This window comes from Cerasibacillus sp. JNUCC 74 (assembly GCF_053667775.1).
In genome coordinates, this window is record NZ_CM132207.1 from 1,471,417 (window position 1) to 1,494,314 (window position 22,898).

Sequence of the window (22,898 nt, forward strand, 5' to 3'; positions counted from 1 at the left end):
CAATATATTTTTGCTTAGCTTATTAAATAAGCAGGAAAAGAATAGCGTGAACTTTCAACATGATTGGTAAGAAATGAAAAATCATCGGGAGGAATAAAATTGGTAGCAAAAAAGGTTGTCCTCATAACTGGAGCTGCGAGTGGGATCGGCTACGGAATCGGTGTGGAATTTTTAAAACAAAAAGCTTCTGTTGTATTTACGGATGTAAATGAAGTTGGGGTACAAGAAGTTGCTGCAAGCTGGAAGAAAAAAGGTTATGATTGTTTAGGAATTCCATGTGATGTAATAGATGAAACACAATTAAAGGGGGCGCTAGAACAAACTGTTACATACTACGGAAAACTTGATGTGTTAATTAATAATGCTGGTATGCAGCATGTAGCTTCGATTGAAGAGTTTCCTACTGAAAAATTTGAATTAATGACAAAAATCATGCTTGTTGCTCCATTTGTAGCTATCAAACATGTATTTCCAATCATGAAACAACAAGGAATAGGAAGAATCATTAATATATCTTCCATTAATGGGGTTATTGGTTTTGCTGGTAAAGCAGCGTATAATAGCGCCAAACATGGGTTAATTGGCTTAACAAAGGTGGCAGCGCTGGAAGGAGCAGCATATGGTATTACGGTAAACGCGGTTTGTCCTGGATATGTAGATACACCCCTAGTTCGGAATCAGATGAAGGATTTAGCAAGAAATCGAAAAGTGCCTTTGGAAAAAGTGCCTGAAGAGGTCATTTATCCATTTGTTCCACAGAAGCGACTGTTAACGATACAAGAAATCGCTGATTACACTATCTTTTTAGCTAGTGATAAAGCAAAGGGCGTTACTGGACAAGCTGTTCTAATTGATGGTGGATATACTGCACAATAACCTATATGTAGTAAAAATGTAGCAGTAAGTTTTCAGGCGTTTTGTGTAGCTGCAAGTGCCAACTTACCAGTTATTTTGTATACTATTTATTGGAAGCGCTTTAATACATCTGGAACAGTAACAGCTATGGCTTTTGGACTGCTTTCATCATTAATTTTAATATCCATTAGCCCAAATATGTTTTCACCAGTGGACGGAAAAGGAATTTATATTGGTGCTCCGATATTTCCATTGACAAACCCAGCAATTATTTCCGTACCATTCGGGTTTTTAGGAGGATATTTAGGGACGCTATTGTCTAAAGAAAAAGATGTACGCCAATTTGCAGAAGTTCAAGTAAAAGCAAATACAGGATATCGAGAATAAATTGCTTTTTAAAGGTAGATAGCTTGGCGAGCTAGTTTATCTGCGTATTTATTTTCTTTTTCGGGTATCCATTTAATGAAAAAATACGAAAAATGAGAAGAATGCTTATTTATTGTTGATAATAGCGGCATATACTTCTCGTTTTTTGTACTATAGGAAAGTATAAAACTTTAGGCTTATAGTATAAGAAAACTATCGCTTTCGCCTTAGAGACTTGACGACAAGCCAAGTTTTACTAATATAATTTTTTCTATTGCGTCTACTACCAATTTCGAATCGGAACGAAAAGCCAATATTTCATCAGGAAACTTTTCTTTGTATACAATTAGAGCGTGGATAACTGCATAAAACTCTGCTTCATGATTAGAAAGAATGCCTAATCCAAAAAGCGTACTCATAATAGTTTTTTCCTTGTTTAATATAAACACCAGTTCCACTTGGACCGGGGGCTCCTGTGGATGCACCATCTGTATATACGGTAATCATTAAACATTCGCTCCCACTACTTACAATCTTATAAATTATAACACAGTAAGAAAAGGCAGCATAAATCAAAGATAATTATATCAGACGGTGATATTTCTTGTTTTCTATAGTCTGGCACTAACGTCAAACTGCTTTATACCATATGTTGTTTTTGTTATTTCGCTTTTGATGCATATGAAAGAGACCGTTTATTGTCTTCATTAACTCAAGTGGGAAGTATTAAGCTAGAAGGTTTTATGATTTTGTGGCAAAATAAAAGAAACGGCAGATGAATAGGAGGGTAATCATGAAGTTACAACTTGTAAATGAACAGGTATTAGAATGGAAAATGAATCAATCATTAATGCAATCCATTCAAATACTTCAACTTTCCAGTATGGAATTAATGGAATATATAAAGGAAATAGAAAAAGAAAATCCATTAATTGAAGAAGTAAACTATCATGATGAGATATTCTCATATCGTTCGTCTTCCAACAATGATTCATTAACTCCAGGTGAGATAAATGCCAGCGAGTTAACCATGTATGATCAGCTAAAAAGGCAACTTTATACACTTCATATCCCAGAGGAATTGAGACCAATTGTTTTATTCGGAATCGACTCCATTAATGAAAGCGGTTACCTTGATATCGATATGTCACTTTGGGGTGAGCAATGCCAGGCAACAGAAGAACAGGTAGAGCAGGCGTTGCATTTCATTCAATCTTTGGAGCCGGCAGGTATTGGTGCTAGGTCATTAAGTGAATGTATCAAATTGCAACTGGATATACGAGAAGATGATGTACCTTTTTTATATGATTTAATGGAAAATCATTTAGAATGGATAGCTGAAGAAAATATTGATCTCATCTCCTTACATTATGACAAAGATCCTTTAAATGTAAAAGATTTACTAGAACAAATCAAGGCTTGCCACCCAAAACCGGGTCATTTACTAGATAAAAAGATTGATAACTATGTCATTCCGGAGGCATCGATTTATAAAGAAGACGGAAAGTGGCAATTATCTTTTTATTCATGGTCTTCTCCTAAGATTACGATTAATGAAGATTACTACTCTATAAAAGATATGAATATCGAAAAGCAAACAGCAAATTATATTAAACAAAAACAACATCAAATAGAAATGATTAAGAAAGCGATCGCTTATCGCAGCAGCACCTTAGAACGAGTTATTCAATGTATGCTAGAAAAGCAACTGTTATTTTTGGAACATGGTACCCATATGCTAAAGCCATTAACATTAAAAGATATTGCCGATGAATTAGCACTGCATATTTCAACGATAAGCCGAGCGATTTCACATAAATATGTGCAAACACCAACTGGAATAGTACCATTAAACTTTTTTTTGCAATCTGGAATTCAACAAAATAATGGTTCCAAGACAGCAACAGTTGCTGTCAAGCAATTAATTGCTGAATTAATTGAGAAAGAGGATAAACGAAAGCCTCTATCTGATGAAAAGATCAGAAAAAAACTCAAGACGAATTATGGTATCGAAATAGCTCGACGAACTGTAATGAAATACCGCGAGCAGTTGCAATTACCGCCATCAACAAAAAGAAAGGAGAAATAACTTGCCTACTGTTATTCTATACATAAAAGAATCTTGTCCATTATGTGATGATGCAAAGCTTATGCTAGAAACATTACAAGACAAGTATTCGTATCACATTGAAATTCGTGATGTTTATACGGATGATGATTGGTTGGAACAGTATCATCTGCTTATTCCGTGTATTGAGATAAATGGTAAGACCTTAGATGCTTCACAGCTTGATTGGCATACGCTGGAACAATTTGTACAAAGGTATTTAAGCAGATGATAAGGAGTACATAGTTTTAGCGCCTGCTGTTAAACAGAGGCGCTTCGTTTGTTGATAAAGATAAATGAACAAGTAAGATATTCTTTACATGTAAAATAGGCAATTCAAATCCGAGGTGAGTCATCATAAAAAAGTTGGGTTTTTTCACGAGTAAACATAGAATAAATGCAAGTCTACTTCTTAAGAAGACAATCAAAAATAGGTTGAATATAATGATCTTTCCGCATAATGTAAAAGGGATTGAAGTAGTTTACTTCACATAAATGTAACAATCATATTGGTTGTGAAATTATTCAAATTTGATATAATGAAAAATGAAAGAAGTACTTATTTTTTTTGCAGCCCCCGGGACATAATATTACCATCCGGGATCGATTGTGACCCGAGAGAAGGAGTCCTTGTCATGAGAGAATTAATTGATTTACAAAAAAGATTATTGCCTGATGTGTTAGAAATTATGCAACAGCGCTATGCTATTTTACGTAGCATTGATGTCCTCCAGCCAATTGGAAGAAGGGCACTTGCCGAAAACACAAATTTAACCGAACGAAGTGTAAGAAGTGAAATAGAATTCTTGCAAGGACAAGACTTAATTCGAATCACATCTAAAGGTATGTTTATCACAAAAGAGGGAAAATTAATTCTTGAACGATTATCCTCATTTATGAGTGATATTATGGGACTGCGTGTTTTAGAAACTAAACTTAGGGATACATTATCTATAAAGCAGGTGATTGTTGTTCCCGGAAACAGTGATAAGCATGAATGGGTTAAACAAGAGATGGGCAAAGCATGTGTTCATCATTTGAAAACAATGATTGGCGATAATTCAATTATTGCAGTTACTGGTGGTACAACAATGGCCGCTGTAGCTACTATGATGACACCATTACAACAAAACACTTCAGCTCTATTTGTCCCGGCTCGTGGCGGAATTGGTGAAAAGGTAGAAAATCAAGCGAATACAATTGCTGCGGAAATGGCAAGAAAAGCAAATGGCGAGTATCGTCTGCTATATGTTCCAGACCCGTTGAGTGAGTCAGCTTATCAATCAATTATTCAAGAGCCTATGGTAAATGAAACATTAAAGCAAATAAGAAGTGCAACGATTGTAATGCATGGAATTGGCGATGCTTTAACAATGGCTTACCGCAGAAAAACACCAGAAGTCATTATTAAAAAATTACAGCAGCATGAAGCGGTAAGTGAGGCGTTTGGTTACTATTTTGATGAAAACGGGAATATTGTACATAAGGTACGGACGGTAGGAATTCAACTTGAAGATTTACAACGTATCCCTTATGTTATAACGATCGCCGGCGGAAAATCCAAATCACAAGCCATTGGATCGTACTTCAAACGAGGAAAAAGTGATCTGCTCATTACAGATGAAGCAGCAGCAGAGGAGATTTTAAGGGGGATTTAATACCCTTTAAATATAAATTAAATATTTTTTTAGGAGGAATATACATGGCAGTAAAAGTAGGAATTAATGGTTTTGGAAGAATAGGACGTCTTGTATTTCGTCTAGCTTTACAAAACGATGAAGTAGAAGTGGTAGCAATAAATGACCTCACAGATGCTAACATGCTTGCTCATTTATTAAAGTATGACTCTATCCATGGAATTTTAGAAGAAGAAGTTTCTGTAAATGGTTCAAATATTGTTGTTGGTGGTAAAGAAATTAAAGTACTTTCTGAAAGTGATCCAGCAAAACTAGGCTGGGGAGATTTAGGCGTAGACATCGTTCTTGAATCTACAGGTAGATTCAGAAAAAGAGAAGACGCTCAAAAACATATTGACGCTGGTGCAAAGAAAGTCATTATTTCCGCACCTGGTCAAAACGAAGATTTAACAATCGTTATGGGTGTTAATGACAAAGAATACGATCCAGCTAAGCATCATGTTGTTTCCAATGCTTCTTGTACGACTAACTGCTTAGCACCATATGCTAAAGTGCTACATGATAAATTTGGAATTAAACGTGGTCTAATGACTACTATTCACTCTTATACAAATGACCAACAAATTCTTGATTTACCGCATAAAGACTATCGTCGTGCTCGTGCAGCAGCTCAAAACATCATTCCTACAACAACTGGTGCTGCTAAAGCAGTAGGTAAAGTACTACCAGAATTAAATGGTAAATTAAACGGTGGCGCTGTACGTGTTCCTACTCCAGACGGTTCTTTAGTAGATCTTGTTGCTGAATTAGAGAAAAATGTAACAGCGGAAGAAGTAAATGCTGCATTAAAAGAAGCTGCTGAAGGTGAATTAAAAGGTGTTCTTGAATATAGTGAAGCACCATTAGTATCTTCTGATATTGTTGGTAATACACATTCTTCTATTGTAGACGGACTATCTACACTTGTTCTTGAAGATAACTTAGTTAAAGTTATTTCATGGTATGATAATGAAATGGGCTATTCTGCTCGTTGTGTAGATCTAGCCGTATTATTGAACAATAAAGGACTATAAGAAAAAATAGCGGGGGAGGAACATGAACAAATCCTCCTCCGTTTTTCCTTCTTTGGTTTAAATATCTTTTTGAGTTGTAGATCGGAAAATGGGGACCTAGTAAAGTCTATGACTACAACGACTCGGATAGAACTTTTTTACACTATAGGAAAGTATAAAATTTTTATGATTTATAGTATAAGAAAAACTACGGCTTTCGCTAAAGACTTGGCGACAAGCCAAGTCTTTCTAAAGAAGTTTCTTTCTTGCTAGTCAAAGGTTATAGTAGCTTTAAATGATTGTTTCGGATGAAAAAGTTCTTGGTAATTTTCATCGAGGCAAGAGAAGAACTACATATCCTAAAATAGGAGGCAAAGAAAATGAATAAAATGTCAGTTAAAGATCTTGACGTAAAAGGAAAGAAAGTATTTTGCCGTGTGGACTTTAACGTACCAATGAAAGACGGAAAGGTAACGGATGATACTAGAATTAGAGCAGCTCTACAAACTATTGAGTATCTTTCTAATCAAGGTGCCATTACAATTTTAGCTAGCCATCTCGGTCGTCCAAAAGGAAAAGTTGTAGAAGAATTACGTTTAGACCCCGTAGCTAAAAGGTTAAGTGATTTAATAGGTAAAGAAATTGTTAAGACCGATGCTGTTTATGGAGAAGAAGTGAATCAAGCAATTGCACAAGCAAGCGAAGGCGATATTATTTTAATTGAAAATGTTCGCTTCGAAGCTGGAGAAGAAAAGAATGACGAACAGCTGTCTCAAGCATTTGCCGATATGGCAGATTGCTATGTAAATGATGCGTTTGGAGCAGCCCATCGTGCTCATGCTTCCACAACTGGTGTAGCAGAAAAACTCCCTGCAGCAGCTGGCTTCTTAATGGAAAAAGAATTATCCGTATTAGGCCAAGCATTAGAAAATCCGAAACGTCCATTTACTGCAATTATTGGCGGGGCAAAGGTAAAAGATAAAATTAATGTAATTGATAATTTACTTGAAAAAGTCGATCATCTCATCATTGGTGGTGGTCTAGCCTATACATTCATTAAAGCGCAAGGGTACGAAATCGGAAATTCTTTATTGGAAGAAGATAAAATCGACCTTGCTAAACAATTTATGCAAAAAGCGAAAGATAAAGGCGTTGAATTTGTTTTGCCTATTGATGTAGTAGTAGCTGATGCGTTTAAAGAAGATGCGAATAAAAAAGAAGTAGATATTGATCAAATTCCAGCTGATTGGCAAGCACTAGATATCGGTCCTAAAACTGCAGAAAAATATGCACAAATTGTAGCTAACTCTAAACTGATCATTTGGAACGGTCCAATGGGTGTATTTGAAATGGACGCTTTTGCCAATGGAACAAAAGCAGTTGCTGAAGCACTAGCGAATACAGAAGGCTATACAGTGATTGGTGGTGGCGATTCAGCTGCAGCAGTGGAGAAATTTGAATTAAGTGATAAAATGGATCATGTATCAACAGGTGGAGGTGCTTCCTTAGAATTTATGGAAGGAAAGACTTTGCCAGGTGTTGCTGCATTAACGGATAAATAAAAAACATATGAGGTGAGACGATGCGCAAAAAGGTAATTGCTGGAAACTGGAAAATGAATAAACTCGCAAAAGAAGCAAATCAATTTGTTGATGAGGTTCTACCAAAATTACCCGATTCGGATCAGGTAGAAGCAATTGTTTGTGCGCCATTTCCTTTCCTAGCTAATCTTGTTGATAAAGCGAAAGGTACAAAGTTACAGATTGCTGCTCAAACGATGCACTATGAAAAAAACGGGGCATTCACTGGTGAAGTGAGTCCGGAAATGCTCGCTGATTTAGGTGTAACACATGTTATCATTGGACATTCTGAACGAAGAGAATATTTTAATGAGACAGATGAAACGGTGAATAAAAAAACGCATGCTGCACACCAATATAATTTAACACCAATTGTTTGCGTTGGTGAAACATTAGAACAGCGTGAAGCGAATGAAACGATGAATCATGTAGAAAATCAAGTAACAAAAGCATTAAAAGGACTAACAGAAGAGCAAATAGTACAAACAATTATCGCATATGAACCTATCTGGGCTATAGGAACAGGAAAAACAGCTTCCAGTGAACAAGCGAATGAAGTCTGTACACATATTCGCCAAGTTATCGAAAAAATTACATCGAGTGAAATTGCAGAACAGGTAATTATACAATATGGTGGCAGTGTCAAACCAGCAAATATTAAAGAACTATTAGCTCAATCAGATATTGATGGGGCACTAGTTGGTGGTGCTAGCCTTGAAGCAGACTCGTTCTTGCAATTAGTGGGGGCAGGTGCAAAATAAATGAAACAGGATAAATTAGCGGCTTTAATCATCTTAGATGGTTTTGGTCTTCGTGATGAAGTAAAAGGAAATGCAGTTAAGCAAGCTAATACTCCTAATTTTGACCGTTATTGGAGCCAATTTGCTCACAATCAGCTTAGAGCTAGTGGAGAAGCGGTTGGATTACCAGAAGGTCAAATGGGAAATTCTGAAGTTGGTCACTTAAATATTGGTGCCGGCAGAATTGTTTATCAAAGTTTAACTCGCGTGAACTTGTCGATTAAAGAAGGAGAGTTCTTTGAAAAAGAAGCCTTCATTAAATCAATGCAACATGCGAAGGAAAACAATAAGGCATTACATGTTTTTGGGTTGCTATCTGACGGTGGAGTGCATAGTCACATCAATCATTTATTTGCTTTATTGAAATTAGCAAAAGATCAAGGTTTAGAAAAAGTATATATTCATGCATTCCTTGATGGACGTGATGTTGGCCCCCAAACTGCTAAAATCTATATACAACAAACATTAGATAAGATTAAAGAATATGGAGTCGGTCAATTTGCTACGATTTCTGGACGTTATTATTCCATGGATCGGGACAAGCGTTGGGATCGTGTGAAAAAAGCGTATGATGCAATGGTTTATGGCGAAGGACCAACATATAAAGATCCATTTGCCGTAGTTGATGATTCTTATGCAAATGAAATCTATGATGAGTTCGTCATCCCATCTGTTATGGTCGATGAAACTGGCAAACCAGTAGGAACAGTCGAAGATGGAGACTCAATTATTTTTTATAATTTCCGACCAGACCGGGCAATTCAAATATCACGTACCTTTGCAGATAAAGATTTTCGTGATTTTGATCGAGGCGACAAAGTACCAAAAAACCTGGATTTTGTTATGCTGACGAACTTTAGTGAAACTGTAGATGGGTATGTAGCTTATGAACCAGTTAATTTAGATAATACCGTTGGTGAGGTCTTATCACAGAACGGTCTGAATCAATTACGAATTGCGGAAACAGAAAAATACCCTCACGTTACTTATTTTATGAGTGGAGGAAGAGAAGAAGAGTTTCCAGGAGAGAAACGAATTCTAATTAATTCTCCGAAGGTTGCAACCTATGACCTTAAACCTGAAATGAGCGCTTATGAAGTAACGGACGCGTTGCTTAAAGAGCTTGAATCAGGTGAGCTCAATGCGATTATTTTAAATTTCGCCAATCCAGATATGGTTGGACATTCCGGGAAATTAGAACCAACAATTAAAGCAATTGAAGCAGTTGATGAATGCCTTGGAAAAATAGTCGATAAAATTTTAGAACTTGGTGGTAATGCAATTATTACTGCTGATCACGGAAACTCTGAAGAGGTTGTTACATTAGAAGGAAAACCAATGACAGCTCATACAACTAATCTTGTACCTGTGATCGTAACAAAAGAAAATGTAACATTACGTGATGGAGGTATTTTAGCAGACTTATCTCCAACATTGCTTGACTTATTAGATGTTGAAAAGCCAGAAGAAATGACAGGTAGTTCATTAATTAAATAAATTGATTGATAAAGGAGACAAATATTATGCCATATATTACAGATGTTTATGCTCGTGAAGTATTAGATTCTCGCGGAAATCCAACTGTGGAGGTAGAAGTGTTTACAGAATCAGGCGCTTTTGGTTCAGCACTAGTACCAAGCGGTGCTTCAACTGGGGAGTATGAAGCAGTTGAATTACGCGATGGTGATGAAAATCGTTATTTAGGAAAAGGTGTTTTAAAAGCAGTACAAAATGTGAATGAAATTATTGCACCTGAATTAATCGGCATTGATGTGACACGTCAAAATATTATCGATTCCCTAATGATTGAGCTTGATGGAACAGATAATAAAGGAAAGCTTGGAGCTAATGCTATCCTTGGAGTTTCTATGGCTGTTGCACATGCTGCTGCAAGTTATTTAGAAATGCCGCTTTATAACTATCTCGGAGGATTTAACGCAAAAACATTGCCTACTCCAATGATGAACATTCTAAATGGTGGAGAGCATGCAGATAACAACGTAGATATTCAAGAATTCATGATCATGCCTGTTGGAGCAGAAACATTTAAAGAAGCATTACGTACCGGAGCAGAAATTTTTCATTCCTTGAAAAAAGTACTAAAGTCAAAAGGATACAATACAGCAGTTGGTGATGAAGGTGGATTTGCACCAAACCTTTCCTCTAACGAAGAGGCATTACAAACAATTGTAGAAGCAATTGAAGCTGCTGGATATAAACCGGGAGAAGAAGTTAAACTTGCAATGGACGTCGCTGCTTCTGAAATGTATGAAAATGGCAAATACAATCTGAAAGGCGAAGGTGTTGTTCGTACTGCTGAAGAAATGGTTGACTGGTATGAAGATATGATTAATAAATACCCAATCATTTCTATTGAAGATGGCTTAGACGAAAATGACTGGGAAGGATTTAAACTTCTAACGGAACGCCTTGGCAAAAAGGTTCAACTAGTTGGAGACGACTTGTTTGTTACAAATACAGCTAAACTATCTAAAGGTATTGAACAAGGTATTGGAAACTCTATTTTAGTAAAAGTAAACCAAATCGGTACATTAACAGAAACATTTGAAGCAATCGAAATGGCAAAACGTGCAGGCTATACTGCAGTTATTTCTCATCGTTCTGGTGAAACAGAGGATGCAACCATTGCTGATATTGCTGTAGCAACCAATGCAGGCCAAATTAAAACGGGTGCACCTTCACGTACAGACCGTGTAGCTAAGTACAATCAATTACTACGTATTGAAGATGAACTAGCTGGCATGGGTGAATACGCTGGAAAAGCTGCATTCTATAATCTAAACACAAAATAATAAGGAACAAATCTTGATATGCTCCCCTAAAGAGAAACAGATGAAAAAATAAAACTCTGTTTTCCCTTAGGGGAGTTTTTCATGCCTTATTTAAGGCGATTGAAGTATAAAGAATAATAATATGTTTATCCCTAAGGGAACTCCTTATGCTTACTTTAAAGCAACTCCAAAGGGGCGGATTTTTGAAGTAATGAGCTAGAAGACCGGATACATATAAATAAAAGTTGTTTAAGGATAAACTAGAATAATGTCGACAGGTTAATATATATCTTTATTATGATAGGTGATAGCATAGAAATTAATGGTTACTTAAATTTTAAATTAGGGGGTTTTTTCATTTGCATAAGACTAAACATTGGATGCAAATCTTTAATCTTAGTTGGGGAAGGCATGAATTAAGTTATAACAGGATGATACGAGAAAAGGTGATTAGATGAGAGATAAGAGAAAACGTAAAATCCATTTCGTTGGATATCTTATTTTCTTGGTTTTACTCTTCTTTTGCTATTTTCTTTTACCTGGAGAACAATTTTTAATTTCTCTATGGATATTAATTGGTTTACTTGCAGTGTTTAACATTTATTTGTTTTTTGTGCCTTCTGGTGATAAGAAAACATGACTGCTACGTAATGGAAGATATCCCGTTGTAAGGTGTGCGTAAGAATCTTACTTCACGAGTTATAGGGGATATGAAGAAGGATAAGTGGGGCAGCTACATTCCGATTCGTTCAGGTTGACAGAGAGAGTAGGCTTCGATAGCGATACAGCGAGGTTTTTCAAGACAGAGTATGCTTTGATAGCCACATCACGATTTTTCAAGGATAAGGAAAGCTTCGGTAGCAATAAATCAGGACTTTTTAAGGAGGACAAGAAAAACTTCAACAGCGACATATCGTGGTTTCAAGGTTTATCCTGTGTTTTATTTCTCAATAAGGGATGCAGGAAAAGCCTACTGAATGAATACATTATAAGGAGGATTTCTTCTAGCTCAACCCCTTTTCGTTCACCTTTTTACTCGAGTATTTTACACCTTCCGATAAACAGTATCTTCATTCAACCGTTAGATTATCCATTCGTAACGTTAAGCTGAACTCTTCTTCTGTTAACTAATACAAGGAAAGAAATAGCCTCTTTTACATGAGAATGGAATTTTATAGAAACAAAGAGAACGTCTAATTTAAGCAGCATACAGATAAAATATTGCCTATATAAATGCGGAATTAAAAACGGGTCGTCTTTTGGAAAATGCTTGATTAATCGACATGATTATGGCATAGTTACTAATGATAAACAAAAAATAAACATAAGCGTTGTAGGGGAACCAGTGTTGCTGGTTGAGATTGTATCCATAAGATGCTAGACTCTTAGAACCTGATCTGGGTAAAGCCAGCGTAGGGAACATGTTTTGATTAGCAATAGTTGCATGTGCAAAAGCCCTAGGTGTACGAAACCACCTAAGGCTTTTTTTACGTGAGGAAGAGGATTCGACGTTTTAGTTTAGGGCAACCAGGCAGGTCGCCAGTGTACGTCCGTTTTCGTTTTTATACCTTACATAGCTATGTTTGTACAAGGAGGAAATCATATTGAAGAGACTCATTATTTTTGCCCTTATCATTGCTTTACTTACAGCCTGTAATACAAGTGGAGAAGAGAAGAAGGAAAAAGGTGATCAAGCTAAAGAACTGAAAAAAATATCTGTAGTTTTGGATTGGACACCAAACACAAACCATACCGGACTATATGTAGCGAAAGAAAAAGGTTATTTTAAAGATGAAGGACTCGATGTAGAATTTAAGATGCCCGGAGAAGCAGGAGCAGACCAGCTAGTAGCATCAGGAAAAGCAGATTTTGGTGTTAGTTATCAGGAAGGAATTACAGAGGCACGGGTTCAAGATATTCCGATCATCTCCATTGCAGCAATCATTCAACATAACACATCCGGGTTTGCTTCGTTAAAAGAAAAAAACATTACGAAGCCAAGAGACTTCGAAGATAAAACATATGGAGGATGGGGTGCTCCTGTAGAAAAAGCGGTACTCAGTTCGTTAATGAAGCAAGAAGATGCCAATGTGGAAAAAGTAAATATTGTTAATATGGGGGAGACGGACTTTTTTACAGCTGTAAATCGAGATATTGATTTCGCTTGGATTTATTATGGGTGGACAGGAGTGGAAGCAGAGCTCCGAAATGAAGAATTAAATATGATTTACCTCACAGATTACTCGGAGAAACTAGATTATTACACGCCTGTTTTAGCAACAAATGAAGACATGATTAAAAAAGATCCAGAAACCATTAAAAAGTTTTTATCGGCAGTAACAAAAGGATATGAACTAGCGATTGACAATCCAGAAGAAGCCGCAAATATTTTAATCGAAGCAGTTCCTGATCTTGATGAAGAACTGGTAAAAGCAAGTCAAAAATGGCTAGCTGATAAGTACCAAGATGATGCAAAGAGATGGGGAGAGCAACAACTGGAAGTTTGGGATAATTACGCATCTTGGATGTATGAAAATAAATTATTAGATAAACCATTAGATAGTGAAAAAGCATTTACCAATGAATTTTTACCTAAATAAATATTAAATTAACTATTCAAAGGAGGAATCGTCATGGCCAATTCCCTTGTGAGCATTCAGATTATCCCAAAAACAAAAAATGGGGAAGATGTTATACCGTATGTAGATGAAGCAATTGCAATTATTGATCAAGCTGGAGTCCGTTATCAAGTCAATCCATTGGAAACGACAATGGAGGGTGAGTTATCCGAGTTATTAACTGTCATTGAAAGAATGAATGAGCGAATGACTGAACTTGGATGTCCAAGTGTTATTTCACAAGTGAAAATATTTTATCAGCCTACAGGAGCTTCGATGGATAAATTAACGGAGAAGTATCGCTAATGAGGAAGAAATTATTAAAAGGATGGCGGCCGGTTTTGGTCCTCATCCTTTTCATGCTCAGCTGGGAGTTTATCTGTTCTTGGTTTCATGTACCTGAGTGGTTACTTCCTGCACCATCAATTATTTTACAAGAAGCGATTACAGGCTGGTCAGACTATGTTCATCATTTAGTCTCGACGATTCAGTTAACGATTGTTGGATTTTTAGTTGGCAGTAGTGTTGGTATTTTGGTTGCTGTTTGTCTCCATCTTATACCTGGGATGCGCGAGGCCTTTTATCCAATTTTAATTATTTCTCAAAATATTCCAATCATCATCTTGGCGCCATTGCTTGTTATTTGGTTCGGCTTTGGAATATTGCCTAAGATAATTGTTATTATACTTGTTTGCTTTTTTCCTATTACCATTGCTGCTCTTGATGGATTCCGGCAAACAAGTGAGGAATTAAAGCATTATATGCAAATGGCAGGTGCAAATAAACAGCAAATTTTCTTGAAGCTGGAGTGGCCATATGCACTGCCCTCATTATTTAGTGGATTAAAAATCTCTGCCACGTATAGTGTGATGGGAGCGGTCATTTCAGAGTGGCTAGGTTCTAGTGAAGGTATCGGATATTACATGACTTTAGCCTCTTCTTCGTTTCGGACAGATCGTGTATTTGTAGCTATTTTATTTATCGTCGTATTAAGTTTGTTATTTTTTCTGCTGCTAACGTATTTAGAACAAAAAGTTATTCGTTGGAATCTGACTGAAGAAGGAGATCACCATGGGTAAATTAGAAATTGAAAGGATTCAAAAATCATATGGCGATAATCAAGTATTAGCCGACATTTCCTTTACCGTCCAAGATGGAGAATTTGTCGCTATCGTAGGGCCATCTGGAAGCGGGAAAAGTACATTGTTTCGTCTAATAGGCGGAATTAGTACACCAGATGCCGGTACCATTCGCCTCAATCATAAAGATATAACAGGTTTACGCGGCTTTATTAGCTATATGCCACAGGTTAGTTCACTTCTGCCTTGGCGGACGGTCTTAAAAAATGTCATGCTTGGAAAAGAAATTGTAGATGGTAAAACGAATGAAGAGCAAGCATTAGAAATGATTGCTCGTGCTGGGCTAGCAGGCTATGAGTATGCTTACCCACATCAATTATCAGGTGGGATGAAACAACGGGTTTCTTTTCTTCGCAGCATGCTTAGCCCACAGCCAATTATTTGCTTAGATGAACCATTTTCGGCACTAGATGAATGGACAAGACTGGAAATGCAAAAGTGGTTGTTATCGATATGGGAACAGTATCAGCGTTCGATTTTGTTTGTGACTCATCATATTGAAGAAGCGCTGTTTTTAGCTGATCGAATTATCGTTTTATCAGAAAAACCAGCGCTAGTGAAGAAGGAAGTTCCTACCCCCTTTGAACGCCCTCGGTCAGAAGACATTGTATTAAGTAAAGCATTTTTAGAGTATAAGAAAATGATTTATCATGAATTGAGGGGATCATAATGCAAGGAAAAATTATTGATGCACATATTCATTTAGACATGTATACGAAGGACGAGCAAAATCAAATCTTAACCGACTTGGAACAAGAAAAAATTACGGCTGTCGTCTCTGTATCTAACCATTTAGCCTCATCCATTGCAAATTTGCGGCTAGCCGAACAATATGAAAAAATTTATCCGGCATTTGGATTTCATCCGGAGCAGGAACTGCCATCTGAAGGAGAACTTGAAGAATTAATCCAGTTTATTCAACAGTATAAGGATCAAGCAATCGCCATAGGGGAAGTTGGTTTACCTTACTATATGCGTCAGAAAGCAGTAAATATGAACATAGAGCCCTATTTAGAGCTGCTGGAAGTCTTTATAAAGCTTAGTAAACAATGGGATAAACCGATTAGCTTACATGCTGTCTATGAGGATGCTGATTTAGTCTGTGACCTGTTGGAAAAACATTCTATAGATAAAGCGCATTTTCATTGGTTTAAAGGCAGTTATCAAACGATAGAACGCATGATCCAAAATGGCTACTTTATTTCTATCACTCCTGACATATGCTATGAAAAAGAAATTCAACAGCTTGTAAAAGAATATCCTCTTACTCATATAATGGTAGAAACAGACGGTCCTTGGCCATTTACTGGACCATTTGCCAATCAATTAACTAGTCCTGTTATGACCCATGATACGATTATAAAAATTGCACAAATAAAAAAGCAGTCGATTGCAAATGTATACGAACAGATTTTTACTACAACGAAGCAGTTTTTTGCGCTATAACGCTTCTTCCACCTTTGTCTTTCAATATACAGATTAAAATAGATTGTACCCAATTGCTCTACGATTCTTGTATATATTCATTATCATAGCAGGCTGATAGTCATTAAGAACCAAATTTTAACAATGCGTGAATAGGACAATACCGTAGAGAAATATAAATAGAATAAATGTTATTATAAGGAAATACAGTCTTTTTATCCCTCATTTTTGGATAGCAAAGTCCCTATTTCAGATTGATTGTCAGTTGAAAGGGACAAGTGGGGACTACTGTATGTTAGCGAGAATAAACTCTAGTTATATGAAGTTTATCCCGCATGTAAGGTGCCGTAAGCCTCCCACTTCAAGACCTGAGTTAATATAGCAGGTTCTAAGTGTGAGAAAACGATACCTAAATGCCCGATTCGTTCAGCTAACATTCCGTGTAAAAAGCATTCCACGGAATGAAGTTTCACTTTATCCCGCATGTAAGGTGCCGTAAACCTCCCACTTCAAGAGCCTGAGTTGGTACAAAAGGGTCTAAGTGATAGAAAACGGCACCTAAATGCCCGATTCGTTCAACTAACATTCCGTGTAAAAAGCATTCCACGGAATGAAGTTTCACTTTATCCCGCATGTAAGGTGCCGTAAGCCTCCCACTTCAAGACCTGAGTTAATATAGCAGGTTCTAAGTGTGAGAGAACGATACCTAAATGCCCGATTCTGTTCAGCTAACATTCCGTGTAAAAAGCATTCCACGGAATGAAGTTTCACTTTATCCCGCATGAAGGTGCCGTAAGCCTCCCACTTCAAGACCTGAGTTAATATAGCAGGTTCTAAGTGATAGAAAACGGCACCTAAATGCCCGATTCGTTCAACTAACATTCCGTGTAAAAAGCATTCCACGGAATGAAGTTTCACTTTATCCCGCATGTAAGGTGCCGTAAGCCTCCCACTTCAAGAGCCTGAGTTGGTACAAAAGGGTCTAAGTAGGAGAGAACGGCACCTAAATGCCCGATTCTGTTCAGAGGCCTTTTGGTCATACCCTTGGGGTACGGTACTAACAATCAGTGGGATTAAAAGAATATCCCCCGCTATTGAAGATTTATTTTATTAGACGTATATAAGTAATGACTAAGGGTGGGGTAAGATGACGAAAAAAGTGTTATTGTTTGGTGATGTTGGTATTGATGATACGGTTGCGCTTATTTATGCATATTTTAATGCTGCTATTGATATTGTAGGAATTGTAGCAGACTATGGCAATATTTCAAGGAAGAATGCACTGATTAATATTCATTATGTAAAAAGTCTCTTTCCTTCAGAGGAAGTAAAGAAGATTAAAGTGATTGCCGGAGCCCATATTCCAATGACTGGTGAAGATCCAAAATATGTACCGGAAATCCATGGGGAATATGGATTGGGTCCGATCATTCCTCCTAAGACACTGCATGATGGAATAAGTGATAATTTTTTTGAAGTTGTCGAGATTATTAAAAAATATAAAGAAGAAGATTTAATCATTGTTAATATTGGCAGATTAACTTCTTTAGCCAGTTTATTTATCTTGTATGAATCATTAATGAACACTGTAAAAGCGTATTACATCATGGGAGGAGCATTCTGGATTCCTGGTAATATTACAGCTGTTTCGGAAGCAAATTTTTATGGTGATCCTGCCGCAGCCCAAGTGGTTTTAGCAAACGCAAAAAATGTTAAGATTATTCCTTTAAATGCAACAAATCAAGCGATTGCTACCCCAAAGATGGTAAACTATATTGATCAAGTAGGTAAAGTACCTCTCATTAAAATATTGCTAGATTATTATTATGATTTTTACAAGAAGCGAAATCCATCTATCCAAGGATCCCCGTTACATGATGTACTGACACTGATGGCAGTGATTCATCCAGGTATGTTGACATATCAAAGTCATCCTGTCTATATTGTTCAGGATGTTGCAGGAATAGCAAGAGGCCAGAGCATTGCCGATATTCGTCCATATGTCGATTTGAAAAGTGATACCCAAGGAGATTCAGTGGTTGGTGGAGAAGTTCATGAAATTGCTTTTGAATTGGATTACGCTACCTTTTATTATGATTTTATGTCGGTGATGACTAAATAAAATAGCTGGATAATAAAACGTATTTTGTTCAGATATGCACATCTAAAAGCAACTTCAAAAAAAAATACCGCAGGGAGCTACTAGCTAGCGCTGCGGTATTAAAGGCTTATTCTGTTTTTTCCTTAATAAATTGTACCACTTCTTCAGCAGTTCCCATGGAAAGAATTTTTTCTTTATAAGAAGCTAAGTTCACCTTATCCAGTTTGCGGATTTGTGTACGTGCAGGCAGAATTGAAGTTGCACTCATACTGAATTCATCTAGTCCGAGTCCAAGTAAAATTGGAATGGCAATCGGGTCACCAGCCATTTCACCACACATACCAACCCATTTTCCTTCACTATGTGCCGATTCAATAACGTTATTGATCAAGTTAAGAATAGCAGGATGATATGGTTGATATAAGTAAGAAACTTGTTCATTCATCCGGTCTGCTGCCATGGTGTATTGGATTAGATCATTGGTACCGATACTGAAGAAATCGACTTCTTTGGCAAACTGCTTGGCAATAACTGCAGTTGATGGGATTTCAACCATAATACCAATTTCAATTTCATCTGATACTTCAAAGCCTTCTTTTTTAAGTGCTTCTTTTTCATCCAATAGAATTGCTTTTGCACTTCTGAATTCTTCCAGTGTAGCGATCATTGGAAACATGATTTTTAAATTTCCGTATACGCTAGCGCGGAGCAACGCGCGTAGCTGTGGACGAAATACATGTTCGTTTTCTAAGCAAAAGCGAATAGCGCGGAAACCAAGAAATGGATTTAGTTCTTTTGGCAAATCCAGATAATTTAACTCCTTATCGCCACCAATGTCAAGTGTTCGAACGACAACTGGTTTATCTTGCATTTGCTCTAAAACAGACTTATATGCTGTAAATTGCTCTTCTTCTGTTGGCAGTTGGCTTTTACCCATATATAAGAATTCGGTTCGGTATAATCCAATAGCTTCTCCACCATTATCTAATACCCCAATAACATCATCTGGTGTACCGATATTAGCAGCTAACTCTACTTGGTTTCCGTCGGAAGTTATTGTTGGTTCATTTTTTAATTTTGCCCATTCTTGCTTTTGTTTAGCAAATTCCTCTTGTTTTTTATGATATAAAGCTATTTCATCTTGTGTCGGGTTAACAATAACTAATCCTTCATTTCCATCAACAATGATCATTTCGTCTTTGTTAACGGTGGTGGTAATCTCTTTTGTTCCAACTACTGCAGGGATTTCAAGGGAACGAGCCATAATAGCAGAGTGAGAAGTACGACCACCAATATCAGTTGCAAAGCCTTTAACAAACTCACGGTTTAACTGGGCAGTGTCTGACGGTGTTAAATCATTGGCAATAACAATAACTTCTTCGTCAATTAAAGCAGGATCCGGAATGGAAACTCCTAATAAATGGGCTTTGACTCTTGTAGTTACATCATGAATGTCAGCAGCACGCTCACGCATATATTCGTTATCCATGTTTTTAAACATATCAATAAACATTGTTGCAACTTCATCTAAAGCAGCTTCTGCAATGACTTTTTCTGATTCGATTTTATCTTTCATTGGATTAATTAATTCAGGATCACTAAGAACTAATAAATGGGCAGAAAAAATCTCTGCATGTTCATCTCCAATATTCTCTTTCGTATGTGCTTTAATTTTCTCCAGTTCCTGTTTTGAAACTTCAAGTGCTTTTTCCAAGCGCTCTATTTCAAATCGCGGATTATCTGTTGAAGCTTTTTCAAATGATAAATCTGGGGTCTCCAGCCGATATGCTTTTGCAATAGCTATCCCTGAAGATGCTGCGATTCCTTGAATGTTAGCCATATTCATATTCCAACCTTTCTTCATATCAATCACCATTTCTATTTTAACCGCTTGTGCATCATGGTACAAGCAATTACAAGCTAAATTTAAAAAAGTTTGTCGAAAAAAGAAGAAAATTTATACTGACTTTGTTTAAAATTTCAATAAAAGTTAATTAAATCCATAATTTAGCCGTTATAAGATAAAAACGAATAGTTATTGAAAGACATTTTTTCATATTCTTGGTCATCTTATTCCTTTATATAGTTTCCGTATTAATCCAGTGAACCATTGCATTATAGACTTCCTGATTATTGGAATCATTAATTAATTCATGACGACCATCGGAAAATAACATGGTTGTAATCTGTATTAATCCTGCTTGCTTGTATAAATCAGCCGTTTTCCAAATTCCTTTTGCATAATCTCCAACAGGGTCTTGCTCTCCACTAATAAGCAGTAACGGGAGATCTTGACGGATTCGTTTATTTTTTTCTTTTGACTGGATAGAGATAATACCATCTAACAGATCATAAAAAAATTTGCCTGTCGGAATAAAGCCGGTATAAGGATCTTGCATATAATCATCAACCGTTGCATGCGAGTTGCTGAGCCAATCAAACCTGGTATTCGGTTTCTTAACCTTGCGATTAAAGGAACCAAATACTAACTTATTCATGAATGGAGATTTTTCTTTAGGAGGAAGGAAAGAGGCAATTTCTCGACCAACGATTGTTTTTAGTAGAGGGAAATATCCTGTCCCAGAAAGGATGGCACCTGCTATTAAGTTACTATGCGTTTGAATGTAAGAACGAACAATAAATGATCCCATACTATGGCCAAAAAGATATAGAGGTAATTCAGGATGTTGCTTTTTTATTTGTTTAGATATATTTAGAAAGTCATCAACAGCTCTAAAAAAACCATTTTGATCAGCAAAATAACCAAGCATTCCTTGGCGTTTGCCGGTTTCCCCATGTCCCCGATGGTCGTTACCGTAAACAATAAAACCATGAGAGGTTAAGTATGTTGCAAAGTCATCATACCTTTTTATATGTTCCATCATGCCGTGAGCAATTTGGATTACAGCTTTTGCTTTTACTGACGGAAGCTCCCATTTCTTTACATGAATATTGAGATTATCCGGGGTGTGGTACCAAAACGTTTGTTTTTTCATTTTATCCCAACCTCCTTCTTTATATTCTATCTTAAATATAAATTTACACTTCGTCTACTTAAAAAGACTTGCTATGATTACAGGATTTATGCTACAGTTATAAATAAATACATATATGAAATTACATGTATGTAAATCCATGTATGCTCCTGGTAGCATACGATTCGTAACAGAGGTTCAGCTGGTTATATGTTACAGGGGGTATCACGTAAATATGCTAGGAATTGTAAATGTATTATTAGTTATTGATGGAATTATCATGATTATACTGATTTTATTGCAGTCAGGTAAAAGTGAAGGTCTATCCGGTGCAATTTCCGGAGGAGCAGAGCAATTATTTGGCAAGCAAAAAGCAAGGGGCATTGACCTTGTGTTACATCGCGGAACAATTGTCACAGCGGTTATATTTTTTGTACTAGCTTTTCTAAGCGCATATGTTTTACAATAGATACAAACCCTTATCGCTTCAAAGTGGTAAGGGTTTTTATAATTGATGAATCTTGATAGGATAGCTGTATTGTTGAATAAAACAATAATTTCATGTAAATCTTCCAAAACGAAAGGTTTGTTATATAGGGAAAGATTCAATTACAATGAAAAAGGGTAAACTAGTTTAGAAGCAGAAGGAGTTAGAGAATAATGAAAGTAAAACAACCTCAACCATTTACGTTTGAAGCAGGTCCACGTGCGGTATTATTATTACATGGCTTTACTGGTCATTCCGCTGATGTCCGCATGTTGGGGAGATATCTTGAAAAGTGTGGGTATACGAGCCATGCCCCAATTTATCGCGGACATGGGTTACCGCCAGAAGAAATTTTAAAATCAAATCCAGAACAGTGGTGGGAGGATGTATTACAAGCATATAACCATTTAAAACAATTAGGCTATAAAGAAATAGCCGTGTCCGGACTTTCTTTAGGTGGTGTGCTTGGGTTAAAACTTGCTTACACGGAGCAAACGAAAGCAGTTATTCCTATGTGTGCACCAATGTTCTTTGACAATGAAACTCAGCTTACAAAGGGATTTCAAGCATTTGCAAGAGAATATAAGCAGTTAGAACGTAAAGAAGCACAAGTAATTAAAGAAGAAGTGGAAGTATTAATGGAAAATTCCACTACATTATTCGAGCAGCTAGCTAAACTGATTGAAGAAGTAAAAAATAATGTCGACACGATTTACACTCCTACAATGGTCGTTCAAGCTAGAAAAGACCAAATGATTAATCCGGATAGTGCAAATTATATCTATGAGAATGTGGAAGGAGAACATAAAACCATTCATTGGTATGAAGAATCTGGCCACGTTATTACGATGGATAAAGAAAAAGACCAAGTATTTGAAGATATTTATCAGTTTCTGGAAACACTAAACTGGGAACAATGATTATATTTACCATAAAAGGATAACAATACTAGAAAGAAGGTGAA

The 22,898-nt window shown here is 36.6% G+C and carries 21 protein-coding genes, 1 pseudogene and 1 riboswitch; of the genes and pseudogenes, 18 read left to right on the forward strand and 4 right to left on the reverse strand.

Annotated elements, in window-relative coordinates; all coding sequences use genetic code 11:
- The first annotated feature begins 99 nt into the window (after window positions 1-99).
- Both JNUCC74_RS06430 and JNUCC74_RS06435 read left to right on the forward strand, forming a co-directional pair.
- Window positions 100-876, forward strand: a complete 777-nt coding sequence (locus JNUCC74_RS06430; protein WP_454067365.1) for a 3-hydroxybutyrate dehydrogenase — start codon at window positions 100-102, stop codon at window positions 874-876.
- Window positions 877-912: 36 nt separating this feature from the next.
- Window positions 913-1,242 (forward strand): annotated as a pseudogene (locus JNUCC74_RS06435) (sodium:solute symporter family transporter); the annotation flags it as partial.
- Window positions 1,243-1,250: 8 nt separating this feature from the next.
- Here JNUCC74_RS06435 and JNUCC74_RS06440 read toward each other — a convergent pair.
- Window positions 1,251-1,373 (reverse strand): reverse transcriptase-like protein, encoded by a 123-nt coding sequence (locus JNUCC74_RS06440; RefSeq protein ID WP_454067366.1) that lies wholly within the window; start codon window positions 1,371-1,373, stop codon window positions 1,251-1,253.
- A gap of 75 nt (window positions 1,374-1,448) precedes the next feature.
- Window positions 1,449-1,640, reverse strand: coding sequence for a hypothetical protein (locus tag JNUCC74_RS06445; protein WP_454067367.1), 192 nt, complete (start codon window positions 1,638-1,640; stop codon window positions 1,449-1,451).
- Between the two features lie 374 nt (window positions 1,641-2,014).
- On the opposite strand from JNUCC74_RS06445, the gene rpoN reads away from it, so the two are divergent.
- The 14 genes from rpoN (at window position 2,015) to JNUCC74_RS06515 (ending at window position 18,493) form a co-directional block, all read left to right on the forward strand.
- Window positions 2,015-3,310 carry an RNA polymerase factor sigma-54 gene (gene rpoN / locus JNUCC74_RS06450; RefSeq protein WP_454067368.1) on the forward strand — a complete coding sequence of 432 codons (1,296 nt, stop codon included), beginning with the start codon at window positions 2,015-2,017 and terminating at the stop codon, window positions 3,308-3,310.
- Between the two features lies 1 nt (window position 3,311).
- On the forward strand, window positions 3,312-3,560 hold the full coding sequence (locus JNUCC74_RS06455; protein ID WP_454067369.1) for a glutaredoxin family protein: 249 nt from the start codon (window positions 3,312-3,314) through the stop codon (window positions 3,558-3,560).
- 403 nt (window positions 3,561-3,963) lie between these two features.
- Window positions 3,964-4,986, forward strand: a complete 1,023-nt coding sequence (locus tag JNUCC74_RS06460) for a sugar-binding transcriptional regulator (protein ID WP_454067370.1) — start codon at window positions 3,964-3,966, stop codon at window positions 4,984-4,986.
- 44 nt (window positions 4,987-5,030) lie between these two features.
- Window positions 5,031-6,038 (forward strand): type I glyceraldehyde-3-phosphate dehydrogenase, encoded by a 1,008-nt coding sequence (gene gap, locus JNUCC74_RS06465; protein ID WP_077320061.1) that lies wholly within the window; start codon window positions 5,031-5,033, stop codon window positions 6,036-6,038.
- A gap of 359 nt (window positions 6,039-6,397) precedes the next feature.
- Window positions 6,398-7,579, forward strand: coding sequence for a phosphoglycerate kinase (locus JNUCC74_RS06470; RefSeq protein WP_454067371.1), 1,182 nt, complete (start codon window positions 6,398-6,400; stop codon window positions 7,577-7,579).
- Window positions 7,580-7,599: 20 nt separating this feature from the next.
- Window positions 7,600-8,358, forward strand: a complete 759-nt coding sequence (gene tpiA / locus JNUCC74_RS06475; RefSeq protein ID WP_077320063.1) for a triose-phosphate isomerase — start codon at window positions 7,600-7,602, stop codon at window positions 8,356-8,358.
- Window positions 8,359-9,894, forward strand: a complete 1,536-nt coding sequence (gene gpmI, locus JNUCC74_RS06480; protein ID WP_454067372.1) for a 2,3-bisphosphoglycerate-independent phosphoglycerate mutase — start codon at window positions 8,359-8,361, stop codon at window positions 9,892-9,894.
- Between the two features lie 26 nt (window positions 9,895-9,920).
- Window positions 9,921-11,210, forward strand: coding sequence for a phosphopyruvate hydratase (eno, locus tag JNUCC74_RS06485; protein ID WP_454067373.1), 1,290 nt, complete (start codon window positions 9,921-9,923; stop codon window positions 11,208-11,210).
- A 1,304-nt stretch (window positions 11,211-12,514) separates the two neighbouring features.
- A riboswitch (TPP riboswitch) is annotated at window positions 12,515-12,625 on the forward strand.
- Window positions 12,626-12,793: 168 nt separating this feature from the next.
- Entirely contained in the window at window positions 12,794-13,789 is a 996-nt protein-coding gene (locus JNUCC74_RS06490; protein WP_454067374.1) for an ABC transporter substrate-binding protein, read from the forward strand.
- Between the two features lie 33 nt (window positions 13,790-13,822).
- Window positions 13,823-14,113: a thiamine-binding protein gene (locus JNUCC74_RS06495; protein ID WP_454067375.1), complete on the forward strand. Its 291-nt coding sequence runs from the start codon at window positions 13,823-13,825 to the stop codon at window positions 14,111-14,113.
- Window positions 14,113-14,886 (forward strand): ABC transporter permease, encoded by a 774-nt coding sequence (locus JNUCC74_RS06500; protein WP_454067376.1) that lies wholly within the window; start codon window positions 14,113-14,115, stop codon window positions 14,884-14,886. Before JNUCC74_RS06495 ends, JNUCC74_RS06500 begins: the two co-directional genes overlap by 1 nt.
- Entirely contained in the window at window positions 14,879-15,616 is a 738-nt protein-coding gene (locus tag JNUCC74_RS06505) for an ABC transporter ATP-binding protein (protein ID WP_454067377.1), read from the forward strand. The genes JNUCC74_RS06500 and JNUCC74_RS06505 overlap by 8 nt, the downstream gene beginning before the upstream one ends.
- A complete protein-coding gene (locus JNUCC74_RS06510) occupies window positions 15,616-16,392 on the forward strand; it encodes a TatD family hydrolase (RefSeq protein ID WP_454067378.1) in 777 nt (258 codons plus the stop codon). Before JNUCC74_RS06505 ends, JNUCC74_RS06510 begins: the two co-directional genes overlap by 1 nt.
- Before the next feature lie 1,126 nt (window positions 16,393-17,518).
- Window positions 17,519-18,493 carry a nucleoside hydrolase gene (locus JNUCC74_RS06515; RefSeq protein ID WP_454067379.1) on the forward strand — a complete coding sequence of 325 codons (975 nt, stop codon included), beginning with the start codon at window positions 17,519-17,521 and terminating at the stop codon, window positions 18,491-18,493.
- A gap of 106 nt (window positions 18,494-18,599) precedes the next feature.
- Here JNUCC74_RS06515 and ptsP read toward each other — a convergent pair whose 3' ends face one another.
- Both ptsP and JNUCC74_RS06525 read right to left on the reverse strand, forming a co-directional pair.
- Window positions 18,600-20,312 (reverse strand): phosphoenolpyruvate--protein phosphotransferase, encoded by a 1,713-nt coding sequence (gene ptsP, locus JNUCC74_RS06520; RefSeq protein ID WP_454067849.1) that lies wholly within the window; start codon window positions 20,310-20,312, stop codon window positions 18,600-18,602.
- Between the two features lie 238 nt (window positions 20,313-20,550).
- Complete coding sequence (locus tag JNUCC74_RS06525) at window positions 20,551-21,468, reverse strand: alpha/beta hydrolase (protein WP_454067380.1); 918 nt, start codon at window positions 21,466-21,468, stop codon at window positions 20,551-20,553.
- A 214-nt stretch (window positions 21,469-21,682) separates the two neighbouring features.
- Here JNUCC74_RS06525 and secG point away from each other — a divergent pair, with 214 nt between their 5' ends.
- Both secG and JNUCC74_RS06535 read left to right on the forward strand, forming a co-directional pair.
- Window positions 21,683-21,916: a preprotein translocase subunit SecG gene (secG, locus tag JNUCC74_RS06530; protein WP_077320074.1), complete on the forward strand. Its 234-nt coding sequence runs from the start codon at window positions 21,683-21,685 to the stop codon at window positions 21,914-21,916.
- Window positions 21,917-22,107: 191 nt separating this feature from the next.
- Window positions 22,108-22,854 (forward strand): alpha/beta hydrolase, encoded by a 747-nt coding sequence (locus JNUCC74_RS06535; RefSeq protein WP_454067381.1) that lies wholly within the window; start codon window positions 22,108-22,110, stop codon window positions 22,852-22,854.
- Window positions 22,855-22,898 lie beyond the last annotated feature (44 nt).